Raw genomic sequence first — 23,691 nt, 5'->3', positions numbered from 1 at the left:
TAGCTACAGCCACCGCCCGCCAGAGTCATGAATCGCGAAGAAGCCCTGCACATTTTCCGCCACTCCGAAGAGATCGTTTCGGAGGGCGACGTCAATGCGTCGATCGGCAGCATGGCCGACGCCATCCGCGCCGAGATCAGCGAGGACTTCCCGCTCGTGCTGTCGGTGATGGGCGGCGCGGCGGTGTTCACCGGCATGCTGCTGCCGCACCTCGACTTCCCGCTGGAGTTCGATTACATCCACCTCACGCGCTACCGCAACGCCATCAAGGGCAGCGCGGAGATGCAATGGCGCGTCGCGCCGCGCGAGTCGGTGAAGGACCGGGTGGTGCTCGTGCTCGACGACATCCTCGATGAGGGTGAAACCATGGCCGCGATCCGCGACCGCATCATGGACATGGGCGCGAAGCGTTTCCTCTCGGCCGTGCTGTGCGAAAAGACGCTCACGAAGGCCAAGCCGCTGCATCCCGACTACTGCGGCTTTTCGGTGCCGGACCGCTATGTGTTCGGCTGCGGCATGGACGCGAAGGGTTACTGGCGCAATCTGCCGACCATCCGTGCGCTGACCGAAGGCGCTTGAATCGAGCATGCGGCGTGCTCGCGGGTTAGCCGCGGCGCCATGAAAAAAAGCAGCCCTCGGGCTGCTTTTTTATTGCCTGCGACGCCTGCCGCGCGCGATGTCAGAGGTGATGCACGAAGTTGGCGATGCCCGCGAGGATCATCTCCACGGAAATCGCCACGAGCACGAGCCCCATCAGCCGCTCGAAGGCCGTCACCACGCGCTCGCCGAGCCATTGCTGAATGCGCTCGGCCATCACCAGCACGGCCGCGCAGATCACCATCGTGACGACGAGCGCCGCCACCCATTCATAGAGCTTGCCGGGCGCCTGCGAGGTGAGCAGCATGACCGTGGCGAGCGCCGAAGGCCCCGCCAGCGCGGGAATGGCGAGCGGCACGATGAGCGGCTCGCCACCCTTGTCGCCCCCGCCGAACGGTCCGCCCGGATGCGGAAAGATCATGCGCAGCGCGATGAGGAACAGCACGATGCCGCCGCCGATGCGCAGCGACGTGTCGGTGAGCCCCATCATGCGCAGGAAGCTGTTGCCCGCCACCATGAAGATGAGCAGGATGAAAAACGCGATCGCGACCTCGCGCAGGATCACGATCGCGCGGCGTTGCTGGGCAACGCCGCGCAGGCAGCTAATGAAGAGCGGGATATTGCCGAGCGGGTCGGTAATGAGGAGCAGCAGAACCGTAGCGGACAGAAAACTGTACTCCACGCTAGCTGCGCTCCTTTAGCCGAGGTTGCCGCAATGGGCGATTGAACTGCGGGGCGATCGAACCGCGCTTACACCGCGAGCGCGGCGCGGATCTTCTGCGCCACTGTCTGCGCGGCCTCGTCGGCCGGGAGCAGCGTCGCTTCCGTCTCGCGGCGGCCCTGGTACTCGATCTTGCCTTCCTTCAGGCCACGATCGCCGATCACGAGACGATGCGGCACGCCGATCAGCTCCCAGTCGGCGAACATCACGCCCGGGCGCTCGCCGCGGTCGTCGAGAATCACGTCCACGCCCGATTCGAGCAGTTCGTTGTACACACGCTCGGCGTGCTCGCGCACGAGCTCGCTGCGGTCCATGCCCATCGGGCACACGACGACCTGGAACGGCGCGATCGACTCAGGCCAGATAATGCCCTTCTCGTCGAAGTTCTGCTCGATGGCTGCACCGAGAATACGCGTGACGCCAATACCGTAGCAGCCCATCTGCATCGGCGCGGGCTTGCCGTTCTCGGCGAGGTACGTGGCGTTCATCGCTTCCGAGTACTTCGTGCCGAGCTGGAACACGTGGCCCACTTCGATGCCGCGGCAGATGTCGATCACACCCTTGCCGTCCGGCGAGGGGTCGCCCTTCTTCACGTTGCGGATGTCGGCGACGACCGGCTCCGGCAAGTCGCGGCCCCAGTTCACACCCGTGGTGTGGAAGTCCACTTCGTTCGAGCCCACCACGAAGTCGCTCATGTTCGCGACCGTGCGATCGGCGATCACCTTGACCGGCTTCTTCGTGTTGAGCGGTCCGAGGTAGCCCGGCGGCGTGCCGAACCACTCGACGATTTCCGCTTCGGTCGCGAAGCGGAAGCCACCCAGACCTTCGAGCTTGCCGGCCTTGATCTCGTTCAGATCGTGGTCGCCGCGCAGCATGAGCAACCAGATGGTCGGCTCGGCGCCTTCGTTGTCGGTGGCGAGAATGATCGACTTGATCGTGCTTTCGAGCGCAATGCCGAGCAACTCCGCCACGGCCTCGCACTTGGCCGCGCCAGGCGTGGGCGTTTTCGTGAGCGCTTGCGTGGGCGCGCCGCGCTGCGCGATGAGCGGCAGCGCATCGGCGGCTTCGACGTTGGCCGCGAAGTCCGAGGTCGGGCAGTAGGCGATATCGTCCTCGCCCGTTTCCGCGATCACGTGGAATTCGTGCGAACCGCTGCCGCCGATCGAGCCGTTGTCGGCCGCGACCGCGCGGAACTCGAGACCGAGACGCGTGAAGATGCGCGTGTAGGCGTCGTACATCTTCTGGTACGAGACCTTGAGACCTTCGACGTCCTTATCGAACGAGTACGCGTCCTTCATGATGAACTCGCGGCCGCGCATCACACCGAAACGGGGACGGATTTCATCGCGAAACTTCGTCTGCACCTGGTAGAAGTTCACCGGCAGCTGGCGATAGCTCTTGATCTGGCCGCGCGCGATGTCGGTGACGACTTCTTCGTGCGTCGGGCCCATCACGAAGTCGCTCTGCTTGCGATCCTTGAAACGCAGCAGTTCCGGCCCGTATTGTTCCCAGCGTCCCGATTCCTGCCACAGCTCCGCCGGTTGCACGGCCGGCATCAGCAACTCGATGGCGCCGGCGCGGTTCATTTCCTCGCGCACGATCTGTTCGACCTTGCGGATCGAGCGCAGGCCGATCGGCAGATAGTTGTAGATGCCGCCGGCGACGCGACGGATCATGCCCGCGCGAACCATCAACTTGTGGCTGACGATTTCCGCGTCAGAGGGCGCTTCCTTCAGGGTGCCGATAAAGAAACGGGAGGCTTTCATTCAAATTATCCAAAAGCGGCGGCCCGGTGCAGACCGCCCGAAGAGATGACCAACGGAGGAGTTCACGAACCCGCCATTATGACAACACGCCGTGCGCTGCGCCGGAGACCGGCGATGACCGCGGTTGGCCTGAGCCAGGATGGCCGCCGGATGCGAAGCCGATCCCGCCCCGAGCGCGTTGTTGCGCGGCAGCGGTAAATCGTTCCAACTTTCCGGCCGCCGGGTGCGTGAGGTCCGTTATCTGTTTATAATCAAAGCAATTTTAAAGGATTCGAAGGTGGTTGTATGCTGGATCGTGAGGGGTTTCGCCCGAACGTCGGCATCATCCTCTTGAACGCGCGAAACGAGGTGTTTTGGGGCAAACGGGTTCGCGAACATTCCTGGCAGTTTCCGCAAGGGGGCATCAAGTACGGTGAGACCCCCATGCAGGCAATGTTTAGGGAGTTGCACGAAGAAACCGGTCTGCATCCGGAGCATGTCAAGATCGTCGGTCGCACGCGCGACTGGTTGCGTTATGAGGTGCCGGACAAGTTCATCAAGCGCGAAGTGCGCGGCCATTATCGCGGTCAGAAACAGATCTGGTTTCTGCTGCGCATGGTCGGGCGCGACTGCGATATCTGCCTGAGGGCAACGGAGCATCCCGAGTTCGATGCGTGGCGCTGGAACGAATACTGGGTGCCGCTCGAAGCGGTCATCGAGTTCAAGCGCGACGTCTATCAGCTTGCGCTCACCGAGCTCTCGCGTTTCCTGCGCCGGCCCGCGCCGCGCCAGGAGCGTTTGGGTGTGCAGGCTCACGAGGTGCGCTACCCGCGCATCGTGACGTCGGCGCATGCCGACGCCGTGCACGCCCTGCCGTACGCGAGCATGCCGGACGACGTGCCGCAGCTTGCGCCGATCGAGAGCGATTGCGCTTCGGCGCAGAGTATCATCGAGCCTGCGCAGGACGAGCACGACCAAGGGGCTTGAGCCAACGCAAAGAACGCCCGAACCGGCGAGACCGGCGCACCACGCGCCGGGCCTCGCGGTTCGCATTCGCGGCGCTGCACGTTCGTGAGCACGGCGCCGGTGCTTCGAGGAAAACCAATTTGAAACGATTTGCTCTTGCTGCGACTTGCGTCGCAGGCGGTGTGCTGCTTTTGACCGGGCTGGCCGGGTGTTCCAGTTCCGGTCCCACCAACAAGGACGACAGCGCGTTCACCTATTTGCTGGACCGCCAGGGCACCTGGCAGGAGAACAAGGTCGAAAGCCTGCCGGCGCTGCCGCAAGCGGGCGCGACGCTGCTGCCGTTCGACGTCTCGAATAATTCGCCGCTCAAGTTCGCCATCGACCCCGACTCGCTCACGGTCGGCACCGACGGCGTCGTGCGCTACACGGTCGTCATCACGAGCCCGACGGGCGCGCGCAACGTGAACTACGAAGGGATTCGCTGCGACACCTACGAGTGGCGCCTCTATGCGAGCCTCGACGCCGATCACAACGGCTGGGACCAGACCGTCGCGAACAACTGGTCGCGCATCGAGAACGGCACGCTCAACGCGTATCAGTCGCGGCTTTATCAAGACTACTTCTGCGCGAACAAGATGCCGCTCGCGAAAGCGCCGGCCATTGTCCAGAATCTGCGCTACGGGCGCACGCAGTCGATGCTGGTGCGCTAACGCGCCGTCATTGCCCGTTGTCACGGGCATGAAAAAAGCCGCTGCGGCCTTGGGGCCGCAGCGGCTTTTTTACGCGTTCGCGCTGATGCGCGCGCTCAAACGAGCACGAGATTGTCGCGGTGAATCAGCTCCGGCTCGAGCATGTAGCCGAGGATGCCTTCGATCTCGCCGCTCGCATGCCGCTGGATCAGTTTCGTCTCGGCGCTGCTGTAGTTGGTGAGCCCGCGCGCCACTTCCACGCCCGCGCCGTTCAGGCACGCGATCACCTCGCCGCGCGCGAAGGCGCCCTGCACGCCCGTCACGCCGATCGGCAGCAGGCTCTTGCCGTCGTCCGTCACCTTCTGCACGGCGCCGTCGTCGATCACCACATGGCCGCGCACCTGGAGATGGTCGGCCATCCACTGCTTGCGCGCGGCCATGCGTGCCGTGCGCGCGATGAGTTGCGTGCCGATCGCCTCGCCCGAAGCGAGCCGCACCAGCACCTCGGCCTCGCGGCCGCTCGCGATCACGGTGTTCGCGCCGCTGTGCGCGGCACGCTTGGCCGCGAGAATCTTGGTGAGCATGCCGCCGCGGCCGATGCTCGACCCCGCGCCGCCCGCCATCGCTTCCAGTTCCGGCTTGCCCGCGTCGGCTTCCTGCACGAGCGTCGCCGTGGGATCCTTGCGCGGATCGGCCGTGTAGAGCCCGCTCTGGTCGGTGAGGATGACGAGCGCGTCGCCCTCGATCAGGTTCGCGACGAGCGCGCCGAGCGTGTCGTTGTCGCCGAACTTGATTTCGTCGGTGACGACGGTATCGTTCTCGTTGATGATCGGCACGACGCCGAGGCGCAGCAGCGTGAGCAGCGTGGAGCGCGCATTGAGATAGCGTTCGCGATCGGCCAGGTCCGCGTGCGTGAGCAGGATTTGCGCCGTGCGAATGTCATGTTCGGCAAAGCGGCTCTCGTACACCTGCGCGAGGCCCATCTGCCCGACCGCTGCGGCGGCCTGAAGCTCGTCGATCTCGCGCGGCCGCTTCGTCCAGCCAAGGCGCTGCATGCCTTCGGCAATGGCGCCCGAACTCACGAGCACGACTTCCTTGCCCTGCGCGCGCAGCGCCGCGATCTGCGCGGCCCAGCGGCCGATTGCCGCATGATCGAGGCCGCGCCCGTCGTTGGTGACGAGGCTCGAACCGACTTTCACTACCAGACGCCGCGAATCGGCGATGACGGAACGCATGCTGCGCGGTCTCCCAAATGACTGATGACGCGTGACGTTTCCAAGGAGCGGCCGGCGCGGCTCGCGCGCCGGCATGCGCCGGATTACTCTTGCGGCTGCCCGGCGTTCCCGCCCTGTCCTTCACGGAAGCGCACGTCGGAGGCAAGGTCTTCGGCTTCCGCCGCGCGGCGCGCGTCCGAATGCGCCGAGACATAGTCGTACACCGCGTAGCACAGGTTCTCGCAGCCCTGCCCCGTGAGCGCCGAAATCTCGAACACCGGGCCGTCCCACTCGAAGCGCTTCACGAACTCGGCAATGCGCTCGGCGCGCTCGTCTTCCGGCACCATGTCGAGCTTGTTGAGCACGAGCCAGCGCGGCTTCTCGTAGAGCGTCTCGTCGTACTTGCGCAGCTCGCCGACGATCGCCCTGGCTTCCGCCACGGGATCGACGCTTTCGTCGAACGGCGCGAGATCGACCAGATGCAGCAGCAGGTTCGTGCGCTGGAGATGTCGCAGAAACTGGTGACCGAGGCCTGCGCCTTCCGCTGCGCCTTCGATCAGGCCCGGAATGTCGGCGATCACGAAGCTCTTGCTCGGCCCCACGCGCACCACGCCCAGGTTCGGCGCGAGCGTCGTGAAGGGGTAGTCGGCGATCTTCGGCTTGGCGTTGGACACCGAGGAGATGAACGTGGACTTGCCCGCGTTCGGCATGCCGAGCAGGCCGACGTCCGCCAGCACCTTCAGCTCCAGCTTGAGCATGCGGCGCTCGCCGGGCTTGCCGTCGGTTTTCTGGCGCGGCGCGCGGTTCGTGGACGACTTGAAATGCAGGTTGCCGAGGCCGCCCGCCCCGCCCTGGGCGACCAGCACGCGCTGGTCGTGCTCGGTCAGGTCGGCGATCAGTTCGCCCGTGTCCTGGTCGGTGATGGCGGTGCCCACCGGCATGCGCAGCGTGATGTCGTCGCCGCCCTTGCCATAGCAGTCCGAGCCGCGGCCGTTTTCGCCGTTGCGCGCCTGGTGCTTCTTCGTGTAGCGGTAATCGATAAGGGTGTTGATGTTGCGGTCAGCCACAGCGTAGACGCTGCCGCCACGCCCGCCGTCGCCGCCGTCCGGCCCGCCGAACGGGACGAACTTCTCGCGTCGCATCGACGCGCTGCCATCGCCCCCATCGCCGGCGATGACTTCGATCTTCGCTTCGTCAATGAACTTCATGCGTTACTCCGTCCCGTGAATGTCGGTATTTTGCCCGCCGCGGCCGAAACTGGCCAATCTGGCCGAATGGCCAGCGACGCTGCGTTTATCCGCCGCTTCAATTCGATGCGACCCCGGAAGGTCGCGGATAAACAAAAAGGCCCCGCAAACTTCGCGGGGCCTTCTTTGCGTCGCGTGTAGCCCGCTCGCGAGCGGTCTAAAGCTTAGGCCGCTGCCGGGACGACGTTGACCAGTTGCTTGTTGGCTGCGCCCTTGATCGCGAACGAGACGTGGCCGTCGACCAGCGCGTAGAGCGTGTGGTCCTTGCCGATGCCGACGTTCAGGCCCGGGTGCATACGCGTACCGCGCTGGCGAACGATGATGCCGCCTGCGAGGATAGCCTGGCCGCCGAACACCTTCACGCCAAGTCGTTTCGACTCTGAGTCGCGGCCGTTACGTGACGACCCGCCTGCCTTTTTGTGTGCCATTTGTTTGCTCCTTTACCTGCGTGCGCTTACGCGTTGATCGCGTCGATGCGCAGTTCGGTGTAGTTCTGGCGGTGGCCGCCATGCTTCTGGTAGTGCTTCCGGCGACGCATCTTGAAGATGGTCACTTTGGCGTGTCGGCCTTGCGACACAACGGTGGCCTTGACGGAAGCCCCACTGACCAGCGGCGTACCGAACTTAATCGATTCGCCTTCGCCCACTGCGAGAACCTGGTCGAGCGTGATTTCTGCGTCAATGTCAGCCGGTATCTGTTCTACTTTAAGTTTTTCGCCAACGGCAACTTTGTACTGCTTGCCGCCGGTTTTTATGACCGCGTACATTGAGAACCTCACTCTAAAATATCTTTTCAGACGCACTGCGCGCCCGAAACCTTAGATTATACATAGAGTTAGCTACGCGGTCAAAGACAATGCGCGCCCGTCGCGCGAGCGCCTCGGGGCCCGCCGGGCGGCCCTGGCGGCCATCCGTACGACGTAACGCCTGCGTCCAGGCACCATCGCGGGCAAGGCTGAAATAGAGGGAACCATCGGCCGGACGGCATGGGAGCGTCCGGCAGGAAGCCGATTCGCCTTATAATCCGCGGCACTACCCATATTTGCCATCATGTCGTCCACCGCCACCCCATCCCCCAGCGCAGCCACCCTGCTCGCCCCCATCGCCAGTGACATGGAGCAGGTGAATCGTGTCATCCGGCAGAGCCTGGCGTCCGAGGTGATGCTGATCAATCAGATCTCCGAGTACATCATCGGTGCGGGCGGCAAGCGGCTGCGCCCGGCGCTCCTGCTGCTCGTGGCCGGCGCGCTCGGCGACCGCGGCACGCATCGCCATGTGCTCGCAGCGGTCGTCGAATTCATTCACACGGCCACGCTGCTGCACGACGACGTCGTCGACGAGTCCGACCTGCGGCGCGGCCGCCAGACGGCCAACGCGCTGTTCGGCAACGCCGCCAGCGTGCTAGTTGGCGACTATCTGTACTCGCGCTCGTTCGAGATGATGGTGGGTGTGGGCAAGATGCGCGTGATGGAGATTCTTTCGGCGGCCACGACGATCATCTCCGAAGGCGAAGTCCTGCAACTCCTGAACATGCACGACGCCGACGTGGACACCGACCGCTACATGCAGGTGATCCGCTACAAGACCGCCAAGCTGTTCGAAGCCGCGGCGCAGCTCGGCGCGGTGCTTTCGGGTGCGGATGCGCGCGCCGAGGAAGCGGCGGCCGAGTACGGCCGGCGCATCGGCACGGCGTTCCAGATCATGGACGACTGGCTCGACTACACCGGCACGCCGGAATCGATGGGCAAGAACGCCGGCGACGACCTGCGCGAAGGCAAGCCCACGCTGCCGCTCATCTGGCTGATCGAGCACGGCACGGCGGCGGAAGCCGCACTGGCGCGCGAAGCGATCGAGCAAGGCGGCACGACGCGCTTCGACGAAATCTTCGCGGCGATCACGCGTTCGGGCGCGCTCGAACACACGCTGCAATGCGCGCGTGCCGAGGCCCAGGCCGCCGCCGATGCAATTTCAGCGTTCCCCCCTTCCATTTACAAAGATAGCCTGCTAGAATTATGTTCTTACTCGACGACGCGCCAGTCTTGAAACAGACGAAGCGGGTTGTGGAGTCCAGCAGTAAATTCGGGGTGTAGCTTAGCCTGGTAGAGCGCTACGTTCGGGACGTAGAGGCCGGAGGTTCGAATCCTCTCACCCCGACCAGAATTTCAAAAAAAACCGCGCATGCACTGCGCGGTTTTTTTTCGTCCGTACATTACGCCCTGTGTGCGCAGGCGGTGCACGTTGCGCGACGCCTTGTCCGTTCGGCCAATTGCCGAGGACTGGCCAGGACTGCGGCCCCGGAACCCCGGCACCCCTCTGTTATAGTTTCCCCATCCGCCCCCTCACTGTCTCGACGCGTGGACCACCTCCCCTTATGGGCGCAGATTTGCGCCGTCTTCGTCCTGCTCATCTGCTCCAGCTTCTTCTCCATCTCCGAAACGGCGATGATGGCGCTCAATCGCCATCGGCTCAAATATCTTGCGAACCACGGCGCGCTCGGTGCGAAAACCACGCAGAAGCTGCTCGCGCGCACCGACCTGCTGCTGTCGGTCATCCTGATCGGCAACAATCTCTTCAACACGATCATCCCGGTCCTCACGACCTCGATCGCGCTGCACACGTTCGGCCACGACAATCTCGTGCTTTCGGTCGCCACGGGCATCGTCGCGTTTCTCATCATCGTGTTCGCCGAAATCACGCCGAAGATTGTGGGCGCAACGTTTCCCGAGAAAATCGCGCTGCCGGCGAGCCTGCTGATCGCGCCGCTCATGCGCGTGACCAAGCCGCTGATCTGGTTCGTCAACATGTTCGCAAACGCGATCCTGCGCGTGCTGCACATCAACACGCACAAGGCGCGTGACCAGCGGCTCTCAACGGAAGAGCTGCGCACCATCGTGCTCGAGTCGGGCAGCTTCATGCCCACCAAGCACCGCAGCATTCTGCTGAACCTGTTCGATCTGGAGAACATCACGGTCGACGACGTGATGATCCCGCGCCGGCGCATCGAGGCGCTCGACTTCGAAGCGCCGCTCGAAGAGATCCTGCATCAGCTCGAAACCTGCTATCACAACAAGTTGATCGTCTATCAGGGCGACATCGACCGCGTGCTCGGCGTGCTCCACGTGCGCAAGACGCTCGCCGCCCTGCACAACCAGGATTTCGAGCGCGAAACGCTGCGCGAACTGCTCACCGAGCCGTATTTCGTGCCCACCGGCACGCCCGTGTTCCAGCAACTTCAGTACTTCCAGGAAAGCCGTCATCGCATCGCGCTTGTCGTCAACGAATACGGCGAGATGGAAGGGCTCGTCACGCCCGAAGACATCATCGAGGAACTGATCGGCGAATTCACGACGACGATGCCGCGCAGCGGCACCGGGCGCGGCGGCTGGAACGACGATGGCGAATGCATCGTGCCGGGCAGCATGCCCCTGCGCGAGCTCAATCGCTGGCTCCAGATCAAGCTGCCCACCGACGGCCCGAAAACGCTCAACGGTCTGATTCTCGAAGTGCTCGAAGAGATTCCCGAAGGCGACGTGTGCTTGCAGATCGGCGACGTGAAACTCGAAGTGCTGCGCAGCGACGATCAGGCGGTGCGCACCGTCAAGCTGTTCAAGCCCGGCGCGAAACAGCGCACGGGCACGCTGCAAAAAGCGAAGAAGTTGTTGCCGGGACGTTAGCCGTTCGGCCAGGTGCCGGTGTCACGCCCCACGCGCGATGATGAAGTCGTCATCTGTTCGAGGCGGCTTCGCGCCGGCATGCCATGCTTTCCACTCCTTATCGTCACGCGCGCCCCGCCTTCGCCGCGCTTTCCGAAGCCGGCATGAGCGGCGGCGGCGCGGCTCGCGCACCCGCCCCGGCTTCGCCACCACCGCTCGACGACGCCCCCGCCGTACGCCTGCTCGCCGAAACGCTGCGCGAAGCCGCGCGGCGCAATGCCTCCGACCTGCATGTCGAGCCGATGGAGCACGGCTGGCGCGTGCGTCTGCGCATCGACGGCGTGCTGCACGAAATGGCGCGGCCGCCCGTGCATTTGCGTGACGCGTTCGCCACGCGCATCAAGGTGCTCGCGCGCATGGACATCGCCGAGCGGCGCGTGCCGCAGGACGGCAGGCTGCGCCTCGCGCCTGTCGCTGCGTCGCAGGCCGCCGAGGACTACCGCGTGAATTCACTGCCCACGCTGCACGGCGAGAAGCTCGTGCTGCGCCGCCTCGAAGCGTTGCCCGCCGACCTGTCTCTTGCCGAACTCGGGCTCGATGAAGCACAACAACGCACGGTAGCCGCAGCCATTGGCGCGCCGCACGGTCTCGTGCTCGTCACCGGCCCCACCGGCAGCGGCAAGACGCTCTCGCTCTACTGCTTTCTGCAAATGCTCAACGGCGCCGCGCGCAATCTCTGTTCGGTGGAAGACCCGGCCGAAATCCAGCTCGCGGGCATCAACCAGGTCAACGTGCGCGAGAAGGCCGGGCTCACCTTCGCGGTGGCGTTGCGCGCCTTGCTGCGTCAGGATCCCGACGTCATCATGATCGGCGAAATCCGCGACGAGGAAACCGCGAGCGTCGCCGTGAAGGCCGCGCAAACCGGCCATCTCGTGCTCTCCACCGTGCACACGAACGACGCGAGCGCGGCGTGCGCGCGCCTGATCGACATCGGCGTCGAGCCCTACAACCTGGCGGGCGCGCTGCGGCTCGTGACCGCGCAACGGCTCGTGCGGCGCGTGTGTCCGCACTGTCGCGTGCGAGGTGATGAGTCGGAAGCGGCGCTGAGCGCAGCGGGCTTCGACCTAAGCGACGGCGAGATCCCACAGCCCTACGTTGCGCGCGGCTGCGAGGCTTGCCACGGCATCGGCTATCGGGGGCGCGTGGGCATACACGAAGTGATGCCGGTATCGGCGGCCATTCGCGACCTGATCGTTAGCGGGCGCAGCGCGCACGAGATTGCACACGAAGCACGCAAGCAAGGAGTCGCGACCTTGCGCGACGCGGCGCTCGCGCGTGTGCGCGACGGCACCACCAGCCTCGCGGAAGCGCTCGCTGCAACGGAAGCGCCATGAACGCCGCGCACACCTACGACAACGCATCGGAGTGGCGCTACACGTGGCGCGGCCTCGACGCAACGGGCGCAACGAAACGCGGCACCTTGATTGCGTTCGACGCCGCCTCGGTGCGCGTCGCGCTCAAGCGCGAGCGCATCACCGTTCTTTCGGTCGACCGGCAAGGAAGCGCGCCATTGCCAAAGGCAAGCCACGCAGACGTCACGCGTTTCACGCGCCAGCTTGCGAGCCTCCTGCGCGCGGGCCTGCCGCTCGCGGGCGCGCTCGATCTGCTCGCGCAATCGCCGGGGCCGCACGGCATGCCGCGCATCGCCGCCGCGCTTGCGCGCGATATCACCGCCGGCCTGCGCTTTGCCGACTCGCTCGCACGGCATCCGGCACGCTTCAACGCGCTCTATTGCCAGCTTGTTTCGGTGGGCGAAGCATCGGGTGCGCTCGCCGCCGTGCTCGCCCGCCTCGCCGACGACCGCGAACGCGCCGCCGCGCAACGCGCCAAGGTGCGCGCCGCGCTCACCTATCCCGTTGCGGTGTTGCTGCTCGCCTTCGTCATTACCGCGGCGCTGCTGGTGTGGGTCGTGCCCACGTTCAAACAGATCTTCGACGGATTCGGCGCCGCGCTGCCCGCGCCCACGCAGTTCGTGCTGATGCTCTCGGCGGCCGCGGCACGTTTGAGCATTCCGGCCGCACTCGTTATCGCGGCCTGCACGCTGGCCGTTCGCGCCGGCTTGCGCCGTTCGGAAGCGGCGCGCATCGCATTCGGACGCTTGCTGCTGAAGCTCCCGCTATGCGGCGCGCTCCTCACCACGCTCTGCGCGGCGCGCTGGAGCCGCGCGCTCGGCACGCTGCTCGCCGCCGGCACGCCGCTCGCCGATGCCTTCGATTCGCTCGCGCATGCGAGCGGCAATGCCTGCTTCGATCGCGCGAGCGCGGGCATCAGCGCGCGTCTGCGCCACGGCGAGCGGCTTGCCGCCGCCATGCGCGCGGCGGGCTGCTTCCCGGCCGACGTGGTCCAGCCCGTGGCCGTTGCGGAGGAGTCGGGCGCGCTCGACGCCATGCTGCTCGACGTGGCCTCGCTCGCCGACCGTCAGGTCGACGAAAAGATCGCGCTCGTGTCGAGCCTTTGCGAACCGCTCGTGATCGTCGTGCTCGGCGCGCTGGTCGGCGGGCTCGTCGTCGCGATGTATCTTCCCATCATTCAACTGGGCAACGTGGTGTAGCATCGCTGCCAGATTACGGTTCCCACTCATGCCCGTTCATTTTCTGTCCGCGCCCGACCCGGCCGCCGCCGCAACACCGTTCGAAGCCGCTCTCGGCACCCTGCCTTTCGGCGTGCTGATCGGCTTCGCCATCGTGCTCGGGCTCGTCATCGGCAGTTTTCTCAATGTCGTCGTCCACCGCCTGCCGGTCATGCTCGAGCGCGCCTGGCGCGCCGATGTGGCCGAAGCGGCGGGCACCTCCGGCCCGCTCTTCGAAGACGACGGGCTGCCCGCGCGCTACAACCTGTGGCTGCCGCGCAGCGCCTGCCCGCACTGCGGCCACGTGCTGCGCGCATGGGAGAACATTCCGGTGTTCAGCTGGATCGCGCTGCGCGGGCGCTGCTCGCATTGCCACGTGCGCGTGAGCGTGCGCTACCCGCTCATCGAACTGGCAAGTGCCGCCTGCGCCGTTGCCGCGCTGCTGGCATTCGGGCCATCGGGCAAGGCGCTTGCGGCCTTCGGGCTGTGCGCCGTGCTCATCGCCGCAAGCGCGATCGACCTCGAACACCAGATGCTGTACGACGAGATCACGCAGCCGCTGCTGTGGGCCGGTCTCATCATCAACTTCGCGGGCACGTTCGCCGGGCTGCGCGAAGCGGTGATCGGTGCGATCGCCGGCTACCTGGCGCTCTGGTCCGTCTACTGGGTCTTCAAGCTGCTGCGCGGCGTGGAGGGCATGGGCCACGGTGACTTCAAGCTGCTTGCGGCGCTCGGCGCGTGGCTCGGCTGGAGCGCGCTGCCGCAGATCGTCGTGATCGCCGCTGTGGCCGGTGCGCTCGTGGGCATCGCGGCGACCCTGAGCGGGCGCATGCGCTTCGAGGAGCCGTTGCCCTTCGGACCTTATCTCGCCGCGGGCGCGCTCATCACGCTGTTCGCGGGTACACCGCTTTATGGCGTTTTTGCGTGGGGGAACTGATCAATGTTCGTGATCGGATTGACGGGTGGCATCGGTAGCGGCAAATCCACCGTCGCAGATCTCTTCGCGGCGCGCGGCGTGCCAATCGTCGACACCGATCTCATCGCGCATCGCATCACCGCGCCGCACGGCGTCGCGATGGCACAGATCGCCCAAGCGTTCGGCGCTGAATTCGTCGCGCCCGACGGCTCGATGGACCGCGCGCGCATGCGCACGCTCGTGTTCGGCGACGAGTCCGCGCGCAAACGGCTCGAGGCCATCACTCATCCCCTGATCCGTTCGGAGACCGAACGCGAAACACGTGAGGCCAACGGCCCATACGTGATCGTGGTCGTACCCTTGCTCGTGGAGTCGGGCACGTGGAAAACGCGCGTCGATCGCGTGCTCACCGTCGATTGCAGCGTCGAGACGCAAATCGCGCGCGTCATGCGCCGCAACGCCTTCACGCGAGAGCAGGTGCTCGCCATCATCGCGCGTCAAGCCACACGTGAGGCGCGTCTCGCGGCCGCCGACGATGTAGTGGTCAACGACAACGGCGCGACGCTCGAAACGCTTGGGCATGACGTCGAGGCCTTGCATCAGACGTTTCTGACACTCGCCGCAAAAAGAGCCGACAAAGCCTAGAACACTCACAGAAAAGCGCACACACCCGGCCTTCGCGCGAGAACTCGCAAGCGTCCTGCCAGTCGAAACGCATCGCAAGGCCACGGGTCTGGACTCGCAGGCGAAAATCGCGGGACACATCGGCAAAACGCCGTGCCGGCGCGATTGCGACCGTAGTCCCACGGCATTAGAATGTCCTGCAACCCATCACCTACCACGCCCGAGGCGAGCGCGCTTGATTCTTTACGAGTATCCCTTCAACGAGCGAATCCGGACGCTGCTGCGCCTCGAGGACCTGTTCGAGCGCTTCACGTTTTTCCTGACCCAGGAGGATCCGAGGGAACATCACGTCGCGCTCACGACGCTCTTCGAAATCGCCGAAGTCGCAGGCCGTGCCGACTTGAAGTCGGACCTCATGAAGGAGCTCGAAAGGCAGCGGCAAACGCTCGCGCCGTTTCGCGGCAATCCCGGCATCGAGCAAAATGCGCTCGAAACCGTGCTGGGCGAAATCGAGCAGACGCTCACCGGCCTCACGCAGATGCAAGGCAAGACCGGCCAGCATCTGATGGACAACGAGTGGCTCACGAGCATTCGCAGCCGCGCGATCATTCCGGGCGGCACGTGCAAGTTCGACCTGCCGTCGTATTACGCCTGGCAGCAGCTGCATCCGGATCAACGCCGTCAGGACATCGCGAAGTGGGTCACGCCGCTCCTGCCGCTGCGCGACGCCGCCGCCATCGTGCTGCGCCTCGCGCGCGAATCGGGTCAGGCGTCCAAGGTGATGGCGATGCAGGGCAGCTATCAGCAAATGTTGTCGGGCCGAGCCTATCAGCTCATGCAGGTGCGTGTGGCGCCGGAAATGCACGTGATTCCGGAGGCGAGCGCCAACAAGTACATGTTGTGGGTGCGCTTCACCGTGCAGGACGGCGATCTGCGACCACGCTCCGTCGATCAGGACGTGCCGTTCCAGCTCACGCTGTGCAGCCTGTGAAGCGGGCCGCATCGCCACACCAGACTCAACGCAACCCAAGTTCTATCGCATGACCACTGTCGTCAAATGCCCCACCTGCGGCAAGGATGTCAAATGGGTGCCGGAAAACCGCTTCCGCCCATTCTGCTCCGAGCGCTGCAAGCAAATGGATCTCGGCGCGTGGGCAGCCGAAAAGTACCGCATCGGTGGCGCCGACGACGAGACGCCGCCTGAAGACGCGCCGCCCACGGATACGCGTCAATAGCGCCAACCCATAAAAAAGGCCGCTGTGCATCGCGCACAGCGGCCTTTTTGCATCGCCTCGCTCCACTCGCAACCGTTACTCGGCGGCGAGCCACTCCAGCACGGGTATCGTCGCGGGCAGCAGCGGCTCGACGCTCGCGGGCAGCGACTGCCACACGAACGCCTGACCTTCGCGGCCATGCGGCTCACCGGTCCACTCGGTCACCTTGCAGAAGTAGAGGCGCACATAGGCGTGCGGGTAATCGTGCTCCAGCGTATGCCAGCGGTGGCATGCCTTCACGTCGATGCCCAGTTCCTCGTGCAACTCGCGCGCGAGCGCGGCCTCGACCGTCTCGCCCGCTTCCAGCTTGCCGCCCGGAAACTCCCAGTAGCCGGCGTACGGCTTGCCCTCGGGGCGCTGCGCGAGCAGATAGCGGCCATCGGGCTGCACCAGCACGCCCACGGCGACTTCCGTCACCGGGCGAACGCTGGTTGTCGCGTCCTTCGCCGCGCTCGTGTCGGCGCTCATGCCTCTTGCGCCTTCTTGCCCGACCAGTCGCGCGCGAACTGCCACGCCACGCGACCCGAGCGCGAACCACGCTCCAACGCCCAGACGAGTGCGTCGCCGCGCGCCGATTCGACTTCGGCGTCGTCACAGCCGAAGTGATGCAGCCAGTGGCCGACGATCGTCAGATAGTCGTCCTGCTTGAACGGATAGAAGCTCACCCAAAGGCCGAAGCGCTCGGACAGCGAGATCTTTTCTTCCACCACTTCGCCCGGATGAATCTCGCCGTCGGGCATGTGCTTGTACGTCTCGTTGTCGCTCATGTACTCGGGCAGCAGATGGCGGCGGTTCGAGGTCGCGTAGATCAGCACGTTGTCCGACTGCGCGGCGACCGACCCGTCCAGCGCCACCTTCAGCGCCTTGTAGCCCGACTCGCCTTCCTCGAACGAGAGGTCGTCGCAGAACACGATGAAGCGCTCGGGGCGCGTCGAGATGAGATCGACGATATCGCCGAGGTCATGCAGATCGTCCTTGTCGACTTCGATCAGACGCAGGCCGTCCTTCGCGTACGCGTTCAGGCAGGCCTTGATGAGCGACGACTTGCCGGTGCCGCGCGCACCGGTGAGCAGCACGTTGTTCGCGGGCTTTTTCTGCACGAACTGGCGCGTGTTGCGGTCGATGAGATCTTTCTGGCGGTCGATGTTCTGCAAGTCGTCGAGCGAAATCAGCGAGATCGCAGGCACCGGTTGCAGGAAGCCGCGCCCCTGACGCTTGCGCCAGCGAAACGCGACGGCCGCGCTCCAGTCGACATCGGGTGCCGACGGCGGCAGCACGGCTTCGAGACGGCCGAGCAGCGCTTCGGCACGGGTCAGAAACTGTTCGAGCTTATCCATGTGATGAAAGGTGCGAATCAGGAACGGTAGTCGGCGTTGATGCTCACGTAGTCGTGCGAGAGGTCGCAGGTCCAGATCGTGGCCTGCGCATCGCCACGGCCGAGCAGCACGCGAATCAGGATCTCGCTCTTCTTCATGACGCGCTGGCCGTCTTCTTCGCGGTACGCCGGGTTGCGGCCGCCCGCCTTGGCGACGAGCACGTCGTCGAGATAGAGGTCGATCTTGTCGACGTCGAGGTCGGTCACGCCCGCATAGCCGATCGCGGCGAGGATACGGCCGAGGTTGGGGTCCGAGGCGTAGAACGCCGTCTTCACGAGCGGCGAGTGGCCGATCGCGTAGGCGATCTGGCGGCACTCGGCCACGTCCTTGCCGCCTTCCACCTGCACGGTCATGAACTTGGTCGCGCCTTCGCCGTCGCGCACGATCAGTTGCGAGAGCTCCTGGGCGACGGCCGTCACCGCGTCGCGCAGCGCGGCATACGGGGGCGAGTCCGTCGAGGTGATCGCGGGCAGGTTGGCCTTGCCCGAGGCGATCATGATGAACGAGTCGTTGGTCGAGGTATCGCCGTCGATGGTCACGCAGTTGAACGAGCGATCGGCCACGTACTTCACGAGTTCGTCGAGCACGGGCTGCGCGACGTTCGCGTCGAAGGCGAGGAAGCCGAGCATGGTCGCCATGTTCGGCTTGATCATGCCCGCGCCCTTGCTGATGCCCGTGAACGTGATCGTGTGGCCGTCGACCGTCACCTGGCGCGACACGGCCTTCGGCAGCGTGTCGGTCGTCATGATGGCCTGCGCGGCGTCGTACCAGTTCGCGGCCTTGCGGTTTTCCAGCGCGGCGGGCAGGCCCGCCTTCAAACGGTCGATCGGCAGCGGCTCGAGAATCACGCCCGTCGAGAACGGCAGCACCTGCGAAGGCTCGAGGCCCGCGAGGCGCGCGAGTTCATCGCAAGTCTCGCGTGCGTGCTTCATGCCCGGCTCGCCGGTGCCGGCATTCGCGTTGCCGGTGTTCACGACCAGCGCGCGGATGCCCTTGCCGCCCGCGCGCACCTTCGCGAGGTGCTCGCGGCACACCGTCACCGGCGCGGCGCAGAAGCGGTTCAGCGTGAATACGCCGGCCACGCTCGCGCCTTCGTCGACGGAAATCACCAGCACGTCCTTGCGATTGGGCTTGCGGATATTGGCTTCCGCCCAGCCGAGCGTCACGCCGGCGACCGGATGAAGTTGAGCGGGATCAATCGAGGGGAAATTGACAGCCATGGGGCGACCTGTCGAAAAGGCGATGCCGGCCAAGGCGCTCAAGGCCTGGCCGGCATCGGGATTCAAAACGCAAGGCCCGCCATGAAAAGCGGGCCACCGGAATCTACGTTCAAGCCTGCGTCACGCGATCTTGCCGTGGCACTGCTTGTACTTCTTGCCGCTGCCGCACGGGCACGGATCGTTGCGGCCGACCTTCGGCAGATCGCTGCCCACCGGCGGCGTATGGCTCATGGCCGCGCCCACCATGGCGGCGGCTGCGTCGGCGGCCACGGGTGCGGCAGCCGCGGGAGCCGGCGCCGCGTCGGCTTCGGCGAACTCGGCATGGCGGAACTCGACGTTCTCGACGTGATGGCCCTGCTCTTCGATCTGCTCGGCCGCCTGTTCGAGCTGCTCCGGCGACTGGATCTGCACGTTCATCACGATACGCGTGACTTCGAGCTTCACGGCTTCGAGCATCGCGGCGAACAGTTCGAACGCCTCGCGCTTGTACTCCTGCTTCGGGTTCTTCTGCGCATAGCCGCGCAGGTGAATGCCCTGACGCAGGTGGTCGAGCGCGGCCAGGTGTTCGCGCCAGCTACGGTCGAGCGTTTGCAGCATGACCGAGCGCTCGAACGCGCTGAACGATTCGCGACCCACGAGCGCGACCTTCTGGTCGTACGCTTCGTCGGCGGCGGCGAGCACGGCTTCGAGAATTTCATCGGAGTCGATCGACGACGACTCGTTGATCATCTCCTGGATCGCGAGGTCGAGCTGCCACTCGTTGCGCAGCACTTCTTCGAGCTCGGGCACGTCCCACTGCTCTTCGATACTGCCGTGCGGCACATATTGACGCACGATATCCGTGACCACACCATGACGCATCGCGCCGATGGTTTCGGTGATGTCATGCGCTTCGAGCAGTTCGTTGCGCTGCTGGTAGATCACCTTGCGCTGGTCGTTCGACACGTCGTCGTATTCGAGCAGCTGCTTGCGGATGTCGAAGTTGCGCGCTTCGACCTTGCGCTGCGCCGACTCGATCGAACGCGTGACGATGCCCGCCTCGATCGCCTCGCCTTCCGGCATCTTCAGGCGGTCCATGATCGCGCGCACGCGGTCGCCCGCGAAAATGCGCAGCAGCGGGTCTTCGAGCGAGAGATAGAAGCGCGACGAACCCGGGTCACCCTGACGGCCCGCACGGCCGCGCAGCTGGTTGTCGATCCGGCGCGATTCGTGACGCTCGGTGCCGATGATGTGCAGGCCGCCCGCAGCCTTCACGCGATCGTGCAGCGTCTGCCATTCGTCATGCAATTGCTGGATGCGGCGCGCCTTTTCGTCGGCGGGAATCGCATCGTCGGCTTCGATGAACGCGGCCTGCTTTTCCGCATTGCCGCCCAGCACGATGTCGGTACCGCGGCCCGCCATGTTGGTGGCGATGGTGACGCGTTGCGGACGGCCCGCTTCGGCGACGATCGCGGCTTCACGCGCGTGCTGCTTCGCGTTGAGCACTTCGTGCGGCAAACCGGCCTTCGTGAGCAGGTCCGAGAGCAGTTCCGAGTTCTCGATCGATGTCGTGCCGACCAGCACCGGCTGACCACGCTCGTAGCAGTCGCGGATGTCGCGAATCACGGCGTCGTAGCGTTCCTTCGCCGTCTTGTAGATCTGATCCTGCTTGTCGATCCGCTTCGGCGTGCGGTTCGTCGGGACCACCACCGTTTCGAGGCCGTAGATCTCGTTGAATTCGTACGCTTCGGTGTCGGCCGTACCCGTCATGCCCGAGAGCTTCGCGTACATGCGGAAGTAGTTCTGGAACGTGATCGAAGCGAGCGTCTGGTTCTCGCTCTGGATCTTCACGTGCTCCTTCGCTTCCACGGCCTGGTGCAGGCCGTCCGACCAGCGGCGGCCGGCCATCAGACGGCCGGTGAATTCATCGACGATGATGACTTCGCCGTTCTGCACCACGTAGTGCTGGTCCTTGTGGAACAGCGTGTGGGCGCGCAGCGCCGCGTACACGTGGTGCATCAGCGTGATGTTCTGCGGCGCGTAGAGGCTCTCGCCCTGGCCGATCAGGCCCCACTCGGCGAGCATGCGCTCGGCCTTCTCGTGGCCCGATTCCGTGAGGAACACCTGGCGCGCCTTTTCGTCGAGCGTGTAGTCGCCCGGCTTTTCCACGCCCGTGCCGTCGGCCTTCTCTTCGCCGATCTGCTGCTCGAGCAGCGGCGGCAGCGCGTTCATGCGCACGTAGAGTTCGGTGTGGTCTTCGGCCTGGCCCGAGATGATGAGCGGCGTACGCGCTTCGTCGATCAGGATCGAGTCCACCTCGTCGACCACGGCGAAGTTCAGCGCACGCTGCACGCGCGCCTCGGTCTCGTAGACCATGTTGTCGCGCAGGTAGTCGAAGCCGAACTCGTTGTTCGTGCCGTAGGTGATGTCCGACGCGTAAGCCTGCTGCTTCGTCGCGTGATCCATCTGCGACAGGTTGATGCCGACGGACAGACCCAGGAAGTTGTACAGACGCGCCATCCACTCGGCGTCGCGCTGGGCGAGGTAGTCGTTCACCGTGACCACGTGCACGCCACGCCCCGAGAGCGCGTTCAGGTACACGGGCAACGTGGCGACGAGCGTCTTGCCTTCGCCGGTGCGCATTTCAGCGATCTTGCCGTAATGCAGCACCATGCCGCCGATCAGCTGCACGTCGAAGTGGCGCATCTTCAGCACGCGCTTGCTCGCCTCGCGGCAAACGGCGAACGCCTCGGGCAGCAGGTCGTCGAGCGAAGTGCCGTTGGCCACGCGCTCGCGGAACTCGACCGTTTTCGCGCGCAGCTGCTCGTCGGTGTACTGCTCGATCTTCGGTTCGAGCGCGTTGATCGCCGCGACCGTCTTCTGATATTGCTTGATCAGGCGCTGATTGCGGCTGCCAAAGATTTTCTGTAAGAAACCGGTGGTCATCGGATCGGTGTCTGCGTCGCGGCTTCGGCCGGGATTCCTGGCGGGAGGGTTCAGCTGGTCGTGCGGCGCCTGCTACGGCACCCGCACACTGCGCACCCGGACCGGAAGGACCTCGGCGGCTTAAGCCCCAAAATGGTGGATTCGAATCGGGCATTTTAGCACGCGCCCTCACACCCGCCCGTGTCAGCGGAAAGACGGCGCAGGCTTGCGCGATGCCCGCACGGACGGCCTTCCCGCCGTGCGGCGAAGGGCCGCGATGCGGACCTGGCCGAATGGCGCGAAGGCGCGGTAAAAGCTCGCAAAAGCGAGATGGGGTGCGCCGCGCGGGCTACAATGGCCGCATCGATGCATCCACGGGGGCGCCGCTTGCGCGCTTGCCCCTCTCTTCGCCACATGAGCCGTTTCTCGCCGTTTTCAAGGTCCAGGGGACCACGCGCCCCGCAGCCGCTCGCCGAAGTGCTGAGCCGCACGGACGCGTTCGCGCCGCTGCGCGCAGGCGTCGAGCAGATCGCGGCGATCCAGCGCGACCTCAATGCGCTGCTGCCCGACTATCTCGCCGCGAGCGTGGAGCCGGGCTTCATCAAGGACGGCACGCTGGCCCTCTTTGCCGCGCACAACGCGCTCGCGGCGCGGCTGCGGCATCTGGAGCCGCGGCTCGTGGCCGACTTGCAGGCGCGCGGCTGGCCGCTGAACAGCGTGCGCATCCGTGTGCGTCCGCAAACCGTGAAAGACCCCGCGCCGCCCAAGCAGGCCCGCATGACGCCCACCGGCGCCGCCGCGCTCATGGCGCTCAGCGAGTCGCTGGAGCCCTCGCCCTTGCAGGCCGCGCTCGCGAAAATGGCGGCGCGCCACATCAAGTCGCGCTGAACCCCGGCGCAACGCTTGCGAATCGTGCAAAAGTAAAAAGGGCGGCATAAAGCCGCCCTTTTTACTGGCCAACTCCGCAAGACTCAGGCAAACGCGGTCTGCGCCTCGTAGCCGAAACCGCGCGGCGCCTTCTGCGGATCGTCGAACGTGACGATCTCGTAGGCGTCTTCGTTCGCGAGCAGCTCGCGCAGCAACTGGTTGTTCAGGCCGTGGCCCGACTTGTACGCGTCGTAGGCCGCCAGCAGCGGATGGCCGACCACGTAAAGGTCGCCGATCGCGTCCAGCATCTTGTGCTTCACGAACTCGTCGTCGTAGCGCAGGCCGTCGTTGTTCAGGATGCGGTACTCGTCCAGCACGATCGCGTTGTCCATGCTGCCGCCGCGCGCGAGACCGAGCTCGCGCATCATTTCGACTTCGTGTGCAAAGCCGAACGTGCGGGCGCGCGCGATTTCACGCACGTACGAGGTGTTCGCGAAGTCCACTTCGAGCGCCTGGCCCGTTTTGTCGACGGCCGGGTGACGGAAGTCGATCGTGAACTTGAGCTTGAAGCCGAAATAGGGATCGAGGCGTGCGAACTTGTCGCCGTCGCGGATCTCGACCGGCTTCTTGACCTTGATGAACTTCTTCGGTGCGTTCTGTTCTTCAATGCCCGCCGACTGGATCAGGAACACGAACGAAGCCGCGCTGCCGTCCATGATCGGGATTTCCTCGGCGGTGACGTCCACATAGAGGTTGTCGATGCCGAGACCCGCACAGGCCGACATGAGGTGCTCGATCGTCGAGACACGTGCGCCGTCCTTCTGCAACACCGAGGCGAGGCGCGTGTCGCCAATCGCCTTCGCCGATGCGGGGATATCCACCGGCGTCGGCAAATCCACGCGCGAAAACACGATGCCCGTGTTCGGCGCAGCCGGACGGAGCGTCAGGTCGACTTTGCGGCCCGAGTGCAGGCCGATGCCGACTGTCTTCACGATCGATTTGATGGTTCGCTGCTTCAACATGGTTTTCTGCTCATTGAAAATCCCAATC

23 protein-coding genes and 1 tRNA gene are annotated in these 23,691 nt (G+C 65.1%); 13 read left to right on the top strand and 11 right to left on the bottom strand.

Annotation, left to right across the window (positions count from 1 at the left end; translation table 11 throughout):
- Positions 1-27 precede the first annotated feature (27 nt).
- Positions 28-579, top strand: coding sequence for a hypoxanthine-guanine phosphoribosyltransferase (locus C7402_RS42255; RefSeq protein ID WP_112177502.1), 552 nt, complete (start codon positions 28-30; stop codon positions 577-579).
- A 100-nt stretch (positions 580-679) separates the two neighbouring features.
- Here C7402_RS42255 and C7402_RS42250 read toward each other — a convergent pair whose 3' ends face one another.
- Entirely contained in the window at positions 680-1,279 is a 600-nt protein-coding gene (locus C7402_RS42250) for a MarC family protein (RefSeq protein ID WP_112177503.1), read from the bottom strand.
- Positions 1,280-1,347: 68 nt separating this feature from the next.
- Positions 1,348-3,084 (bottom strand): proline--tRNA ligase, encoded by a 1,737-nt coding sequence (locus tag C7402_RS42245; protein WP_116614789.1) that lies wholly within the window; start codon positions 3,082-3,084, stop codon positions 1,348-1,350.
- Between the two features lie 285 nt (positions 3,085-3,369).
- On the opposite strand from C7402_RS42245, the gene C7402_RS42235 reads away from it, so the two are divergent.
- On the top strand, positions 3,370-4,050 hold the full coding sequence (locus C7402_RS42235) for an RNA pyrophosphohydrolase (RefSeq protein ID WP_112177506.1): 681 nt from the start codon (positions 3,370-3,372) through the stop codon (positions 4,048-4,050).
- 119 nt (positions 4,051-4,169) lie between these two features.
- On the top strand, positions 4,170-4,739 hold the full coding sequence (locus tag C7402_RS42230; protein WP_112177507.1) for a CNP1-like family protein: 570 nt from the start codon (positions 4,170-4,172) through the stop codon (positions 4,737-4,739).
- A gap of 95 nt (positions 4,740-4,834) precedes the next feature.
- Here C7402_RS42230 and proB read toward each other — a convergent pair whose 3' ends face one another.
- From proB to rplU, 4 genes are all read right to left on the bottom strand, one after another.
- Positions 4,835-5,953 (bottom strand): glutamate 5-kinase, encoded by a 1,119-nt coding sequence (proB, locus tag C7402_RS42225; RefSeq protein ID WP_112177508.1) that lies wholly within the window; start codon positions 5,951-5,953, stop codon positions 4,835-4,837.
- Positions 5,954-6,036: 83 nt separating this feature from the next.
- Positions 6,037-7,140, bottom strand: a complete 1,104-nt coding sequence (gene cgtA, locus C7402_RS42220) for an Obg family GTPase CgtA (RefSeq protein ID WP_116614788.1) — start codon at positions 7,138-7,140, stop codon at positions 6,037-6,039.
- Between the two features lie 203 nt (positions 7,141-7,343).
- A complete protein-coding gene (gene rpmA / locus C7402_RS42215) occupies positions 7,344-7,607 on the bottom strand; it encodes a 50S ribosomal protein L27 (protein ID WP_112177510.1) in 264 nt (87 codons plus the stop codon).
- 26 nt (positions 7,608-7,633) lie between these two features.
- Positions 7,634-7,945 carry a 50S ribosomal protein L21 gene (gene rplU / locus C7402_RS42210; RefSeq protein WP_007180329.1) on the bottom strand — a complete coding sequence of 104 codons (312 nt, stop codon included), beginning with the start codon at positions 7,943-7,945 and terminating at the stop codon, positions 7,634-7,636.
- 283 nt (positions 7,946-8,228) lie between these two features.
- Here rplU and C7402_RS42205 point away from each other — a divergent pair, with 283 nt between their 5' ends.
- The 9 genes from C7402_RS42205 to C7402_RS42165 all read left to right on the top strand — a co-directional run bounded on the left by C7402_RS42205 (position 8,229) and on the right by C7402_RS42165 (position 16,235).
- Positions 8,229-9,221, top strand: a complete 993-nt coding sequence (locus C7402_RS42205; protein WP_112177511.1) for a polyprenyl synthetase family protein — start codon at positions 8,229-8,231, stop codon at positions 9,219-9,221.
- Between the two features lie 37 nt (positions 9,222-9,258).
- Positions 9,259-9,335, top strand: a tRNA-Pro gene (locus C7402_RS42200).
- 197 nt (positions 9,336-9,532) lie between these two features.
- A complete protein-coding gene (locus C7402_RS42195; RefSeq protein WP_112177512.1) occupies positions 9,533-10,852 on the top strand; it encodes an HlyC/CorC family transporter in 1,320 nt (439 codons plus the stop codon).
- A 143-nt stretch (positions 10,853-10,995) separates the two neighbouring features.
- Complete coding sequence (locus tag C7402_RS42190; RefSeq protein WP_244315070.1) at positions 10,996-12,225, top strand: GspE/PulE family protein; 1,230 nt, start codon at positions 10,996-10,998, stop codon at positions 12,223-12,225.
- Positions 12,222-13,442, top strand: coding sequence for a type II secretion system F family protein (locus C7402_RS42185; protein WP_116614786.1), 1,221 nt, complete (start codon positions 12,222-12,224; stop codon positions 13,440-13,442). The genes C7402_RS42190 and C7402_RS42185 overlap by 4 nt, the downstream gene beginning before the upstream one ends.
- 28 nt (positions 13,443-13,470) lie before the next feature.
- Entirely contained in the window at positions 13,471-14,397 is a 927-nt protein-coding gene (locus C7402_RS42180) for a prepilin peptidase (RefSeq protein WP_116614785.1), read from the top strand.
- Between the two features lie 3 nt (positions 14,398-14,400).
- Positions 14,401-15,021, top strand: coding sequence for a dephospho-CoA kinase (gene coaE / locus C7402_RS42175; protein ID WP_112177516.1), 621 nt, complete (start codon positions 14,401-14,403; stop codon positions 15,019-15,021).
- A gap of 214 nt (positions 15,022-15,235) precedes the next feature.
- Positions 15,236-15,991 (top strand): cell division protein ZapD, encoded by a 756-nt coding sequence (gene zapD, locus C7402_RS42170; RefSeq protein ID WP_112177517.1) that lies wholly within the window; start codon positions 15,236-15,238, stop codon positions 15,989-15,991.
- Between the two features lie 49 nt (positions 15,992-16,040).
- Complete coding sequence (locus tag C7402_RS42165; RefSeq protein ID WP_112177518.1) at positions 16,041-16,235, top strand: DNA gyrase inhibitor YacG; 195 nt, start codon at positions 16,041-16,043, stop codon at positions 16,233-16,235.
- Positions 16,236-16,310: 75 nt separating this feature from the next.
- On the opposite strand, the gene mutT is transcribed toward C7402_RS42165, so the two are convergent.
- From mutT to secA, 4 genes are all read right to left on the bottom strand, one after another.
- Positions 16,311-16,742 carry an 8-oxo-dGTP diphosphatase MutT gene (gene mutT, locus C7402_RS42160; RefSeq protein ID WP_116614784.1) on the bottom strand — a complete coding sequence of 144 codons (432 nt, stop codon included), beginning with the start codon at positions 16,740-16,742 and terminating at the stop codon, positions 16,311-16,313.
- A complete protein-coding gene (locus C7402_RS42155; protein ID WP_116614783.1) occupies positions 16,739-17,611 on the bottom strand; it encodes an ATP-binding protein in 873 nt (290 codons plus the stop codon). Before C7402_RS42155 ends, mutT begins: the two co-directional genes overlap by 4 nt.
- A 17-nt stretch (positions 17,612-17,628) precedes the next feature.
- Complete coding sequence (argJ, locus tag C7402_RS42150) at positions 17,629-18,870, bottom strand: bifunctional glutamate N-acetyltransferase/amino-acid acetyltransferase ArgJ (protein WP_116614801.1); 1,242 nt, start codon at positions 18,868-18,870, stop codon at positions 17,629-17,631.
- A gap of 120 nt (positions 18,871-18,990) precedes the next feature.
- Positions 18,991-21,795, bottom strand: a complete 2,805-nt coding sequence (gene secA / locus C7402_RS42145) for a preprotein translocase subunit SecA (protein WP_112177521.1) — start codon at positions 21,793-21,795, stop codon at positions 18,991-18,993.
- 393 nt (positions 21,796-22,188) lie between these two features.
- Here secA and C7402_RS42140 point away from each other — a divergent pair, with 393 nt between their 5' ends.
- Positions 22,189-22,662, top strand: a complete 474-nt coding sequence (locus tag C7402_RS42140; RefSeq protein ID WP_112177522.1) for a DciA family protein — start codon at positions 22,189-22,191, stop codon at positions 22,660-22,662.
- A gap of 83 nt (positions 22,663-22,745) precedes the next feature.
- Here C7402_RS42140 and lpxC read toward each other — a convergent pair whose 3' ends face one another.
- Positions 22,746-23,663, bottom strand: coding sequence for a UDP-3-O-acyl-N-acetylglucosamine deacetylase (gene lpxC, locus C7402_RS42135; protein WP_112177523.1), 918 nt, complete (start codon positions 23,661-23,663; stop codon positions 22,746-22,748).
- Positions 23,664-23,691 lie beyond the last annotated feature (28 nt).

The sequence above is a fragment of the Paraburkholderia unamae genome (genome assembly GCF_003096875.1).
Lineage (GTDB): Bacteria > Pseudomonadota > Gammaproteobacteria > Burkholderiales > Burkholderiaceae > Paraburkholderia > Paraburkholderia unamae.
Note: the sequence above shows the minus strand (reverse complement) of the source record. Positions and strands in the feature narration are given on the sequence as shown.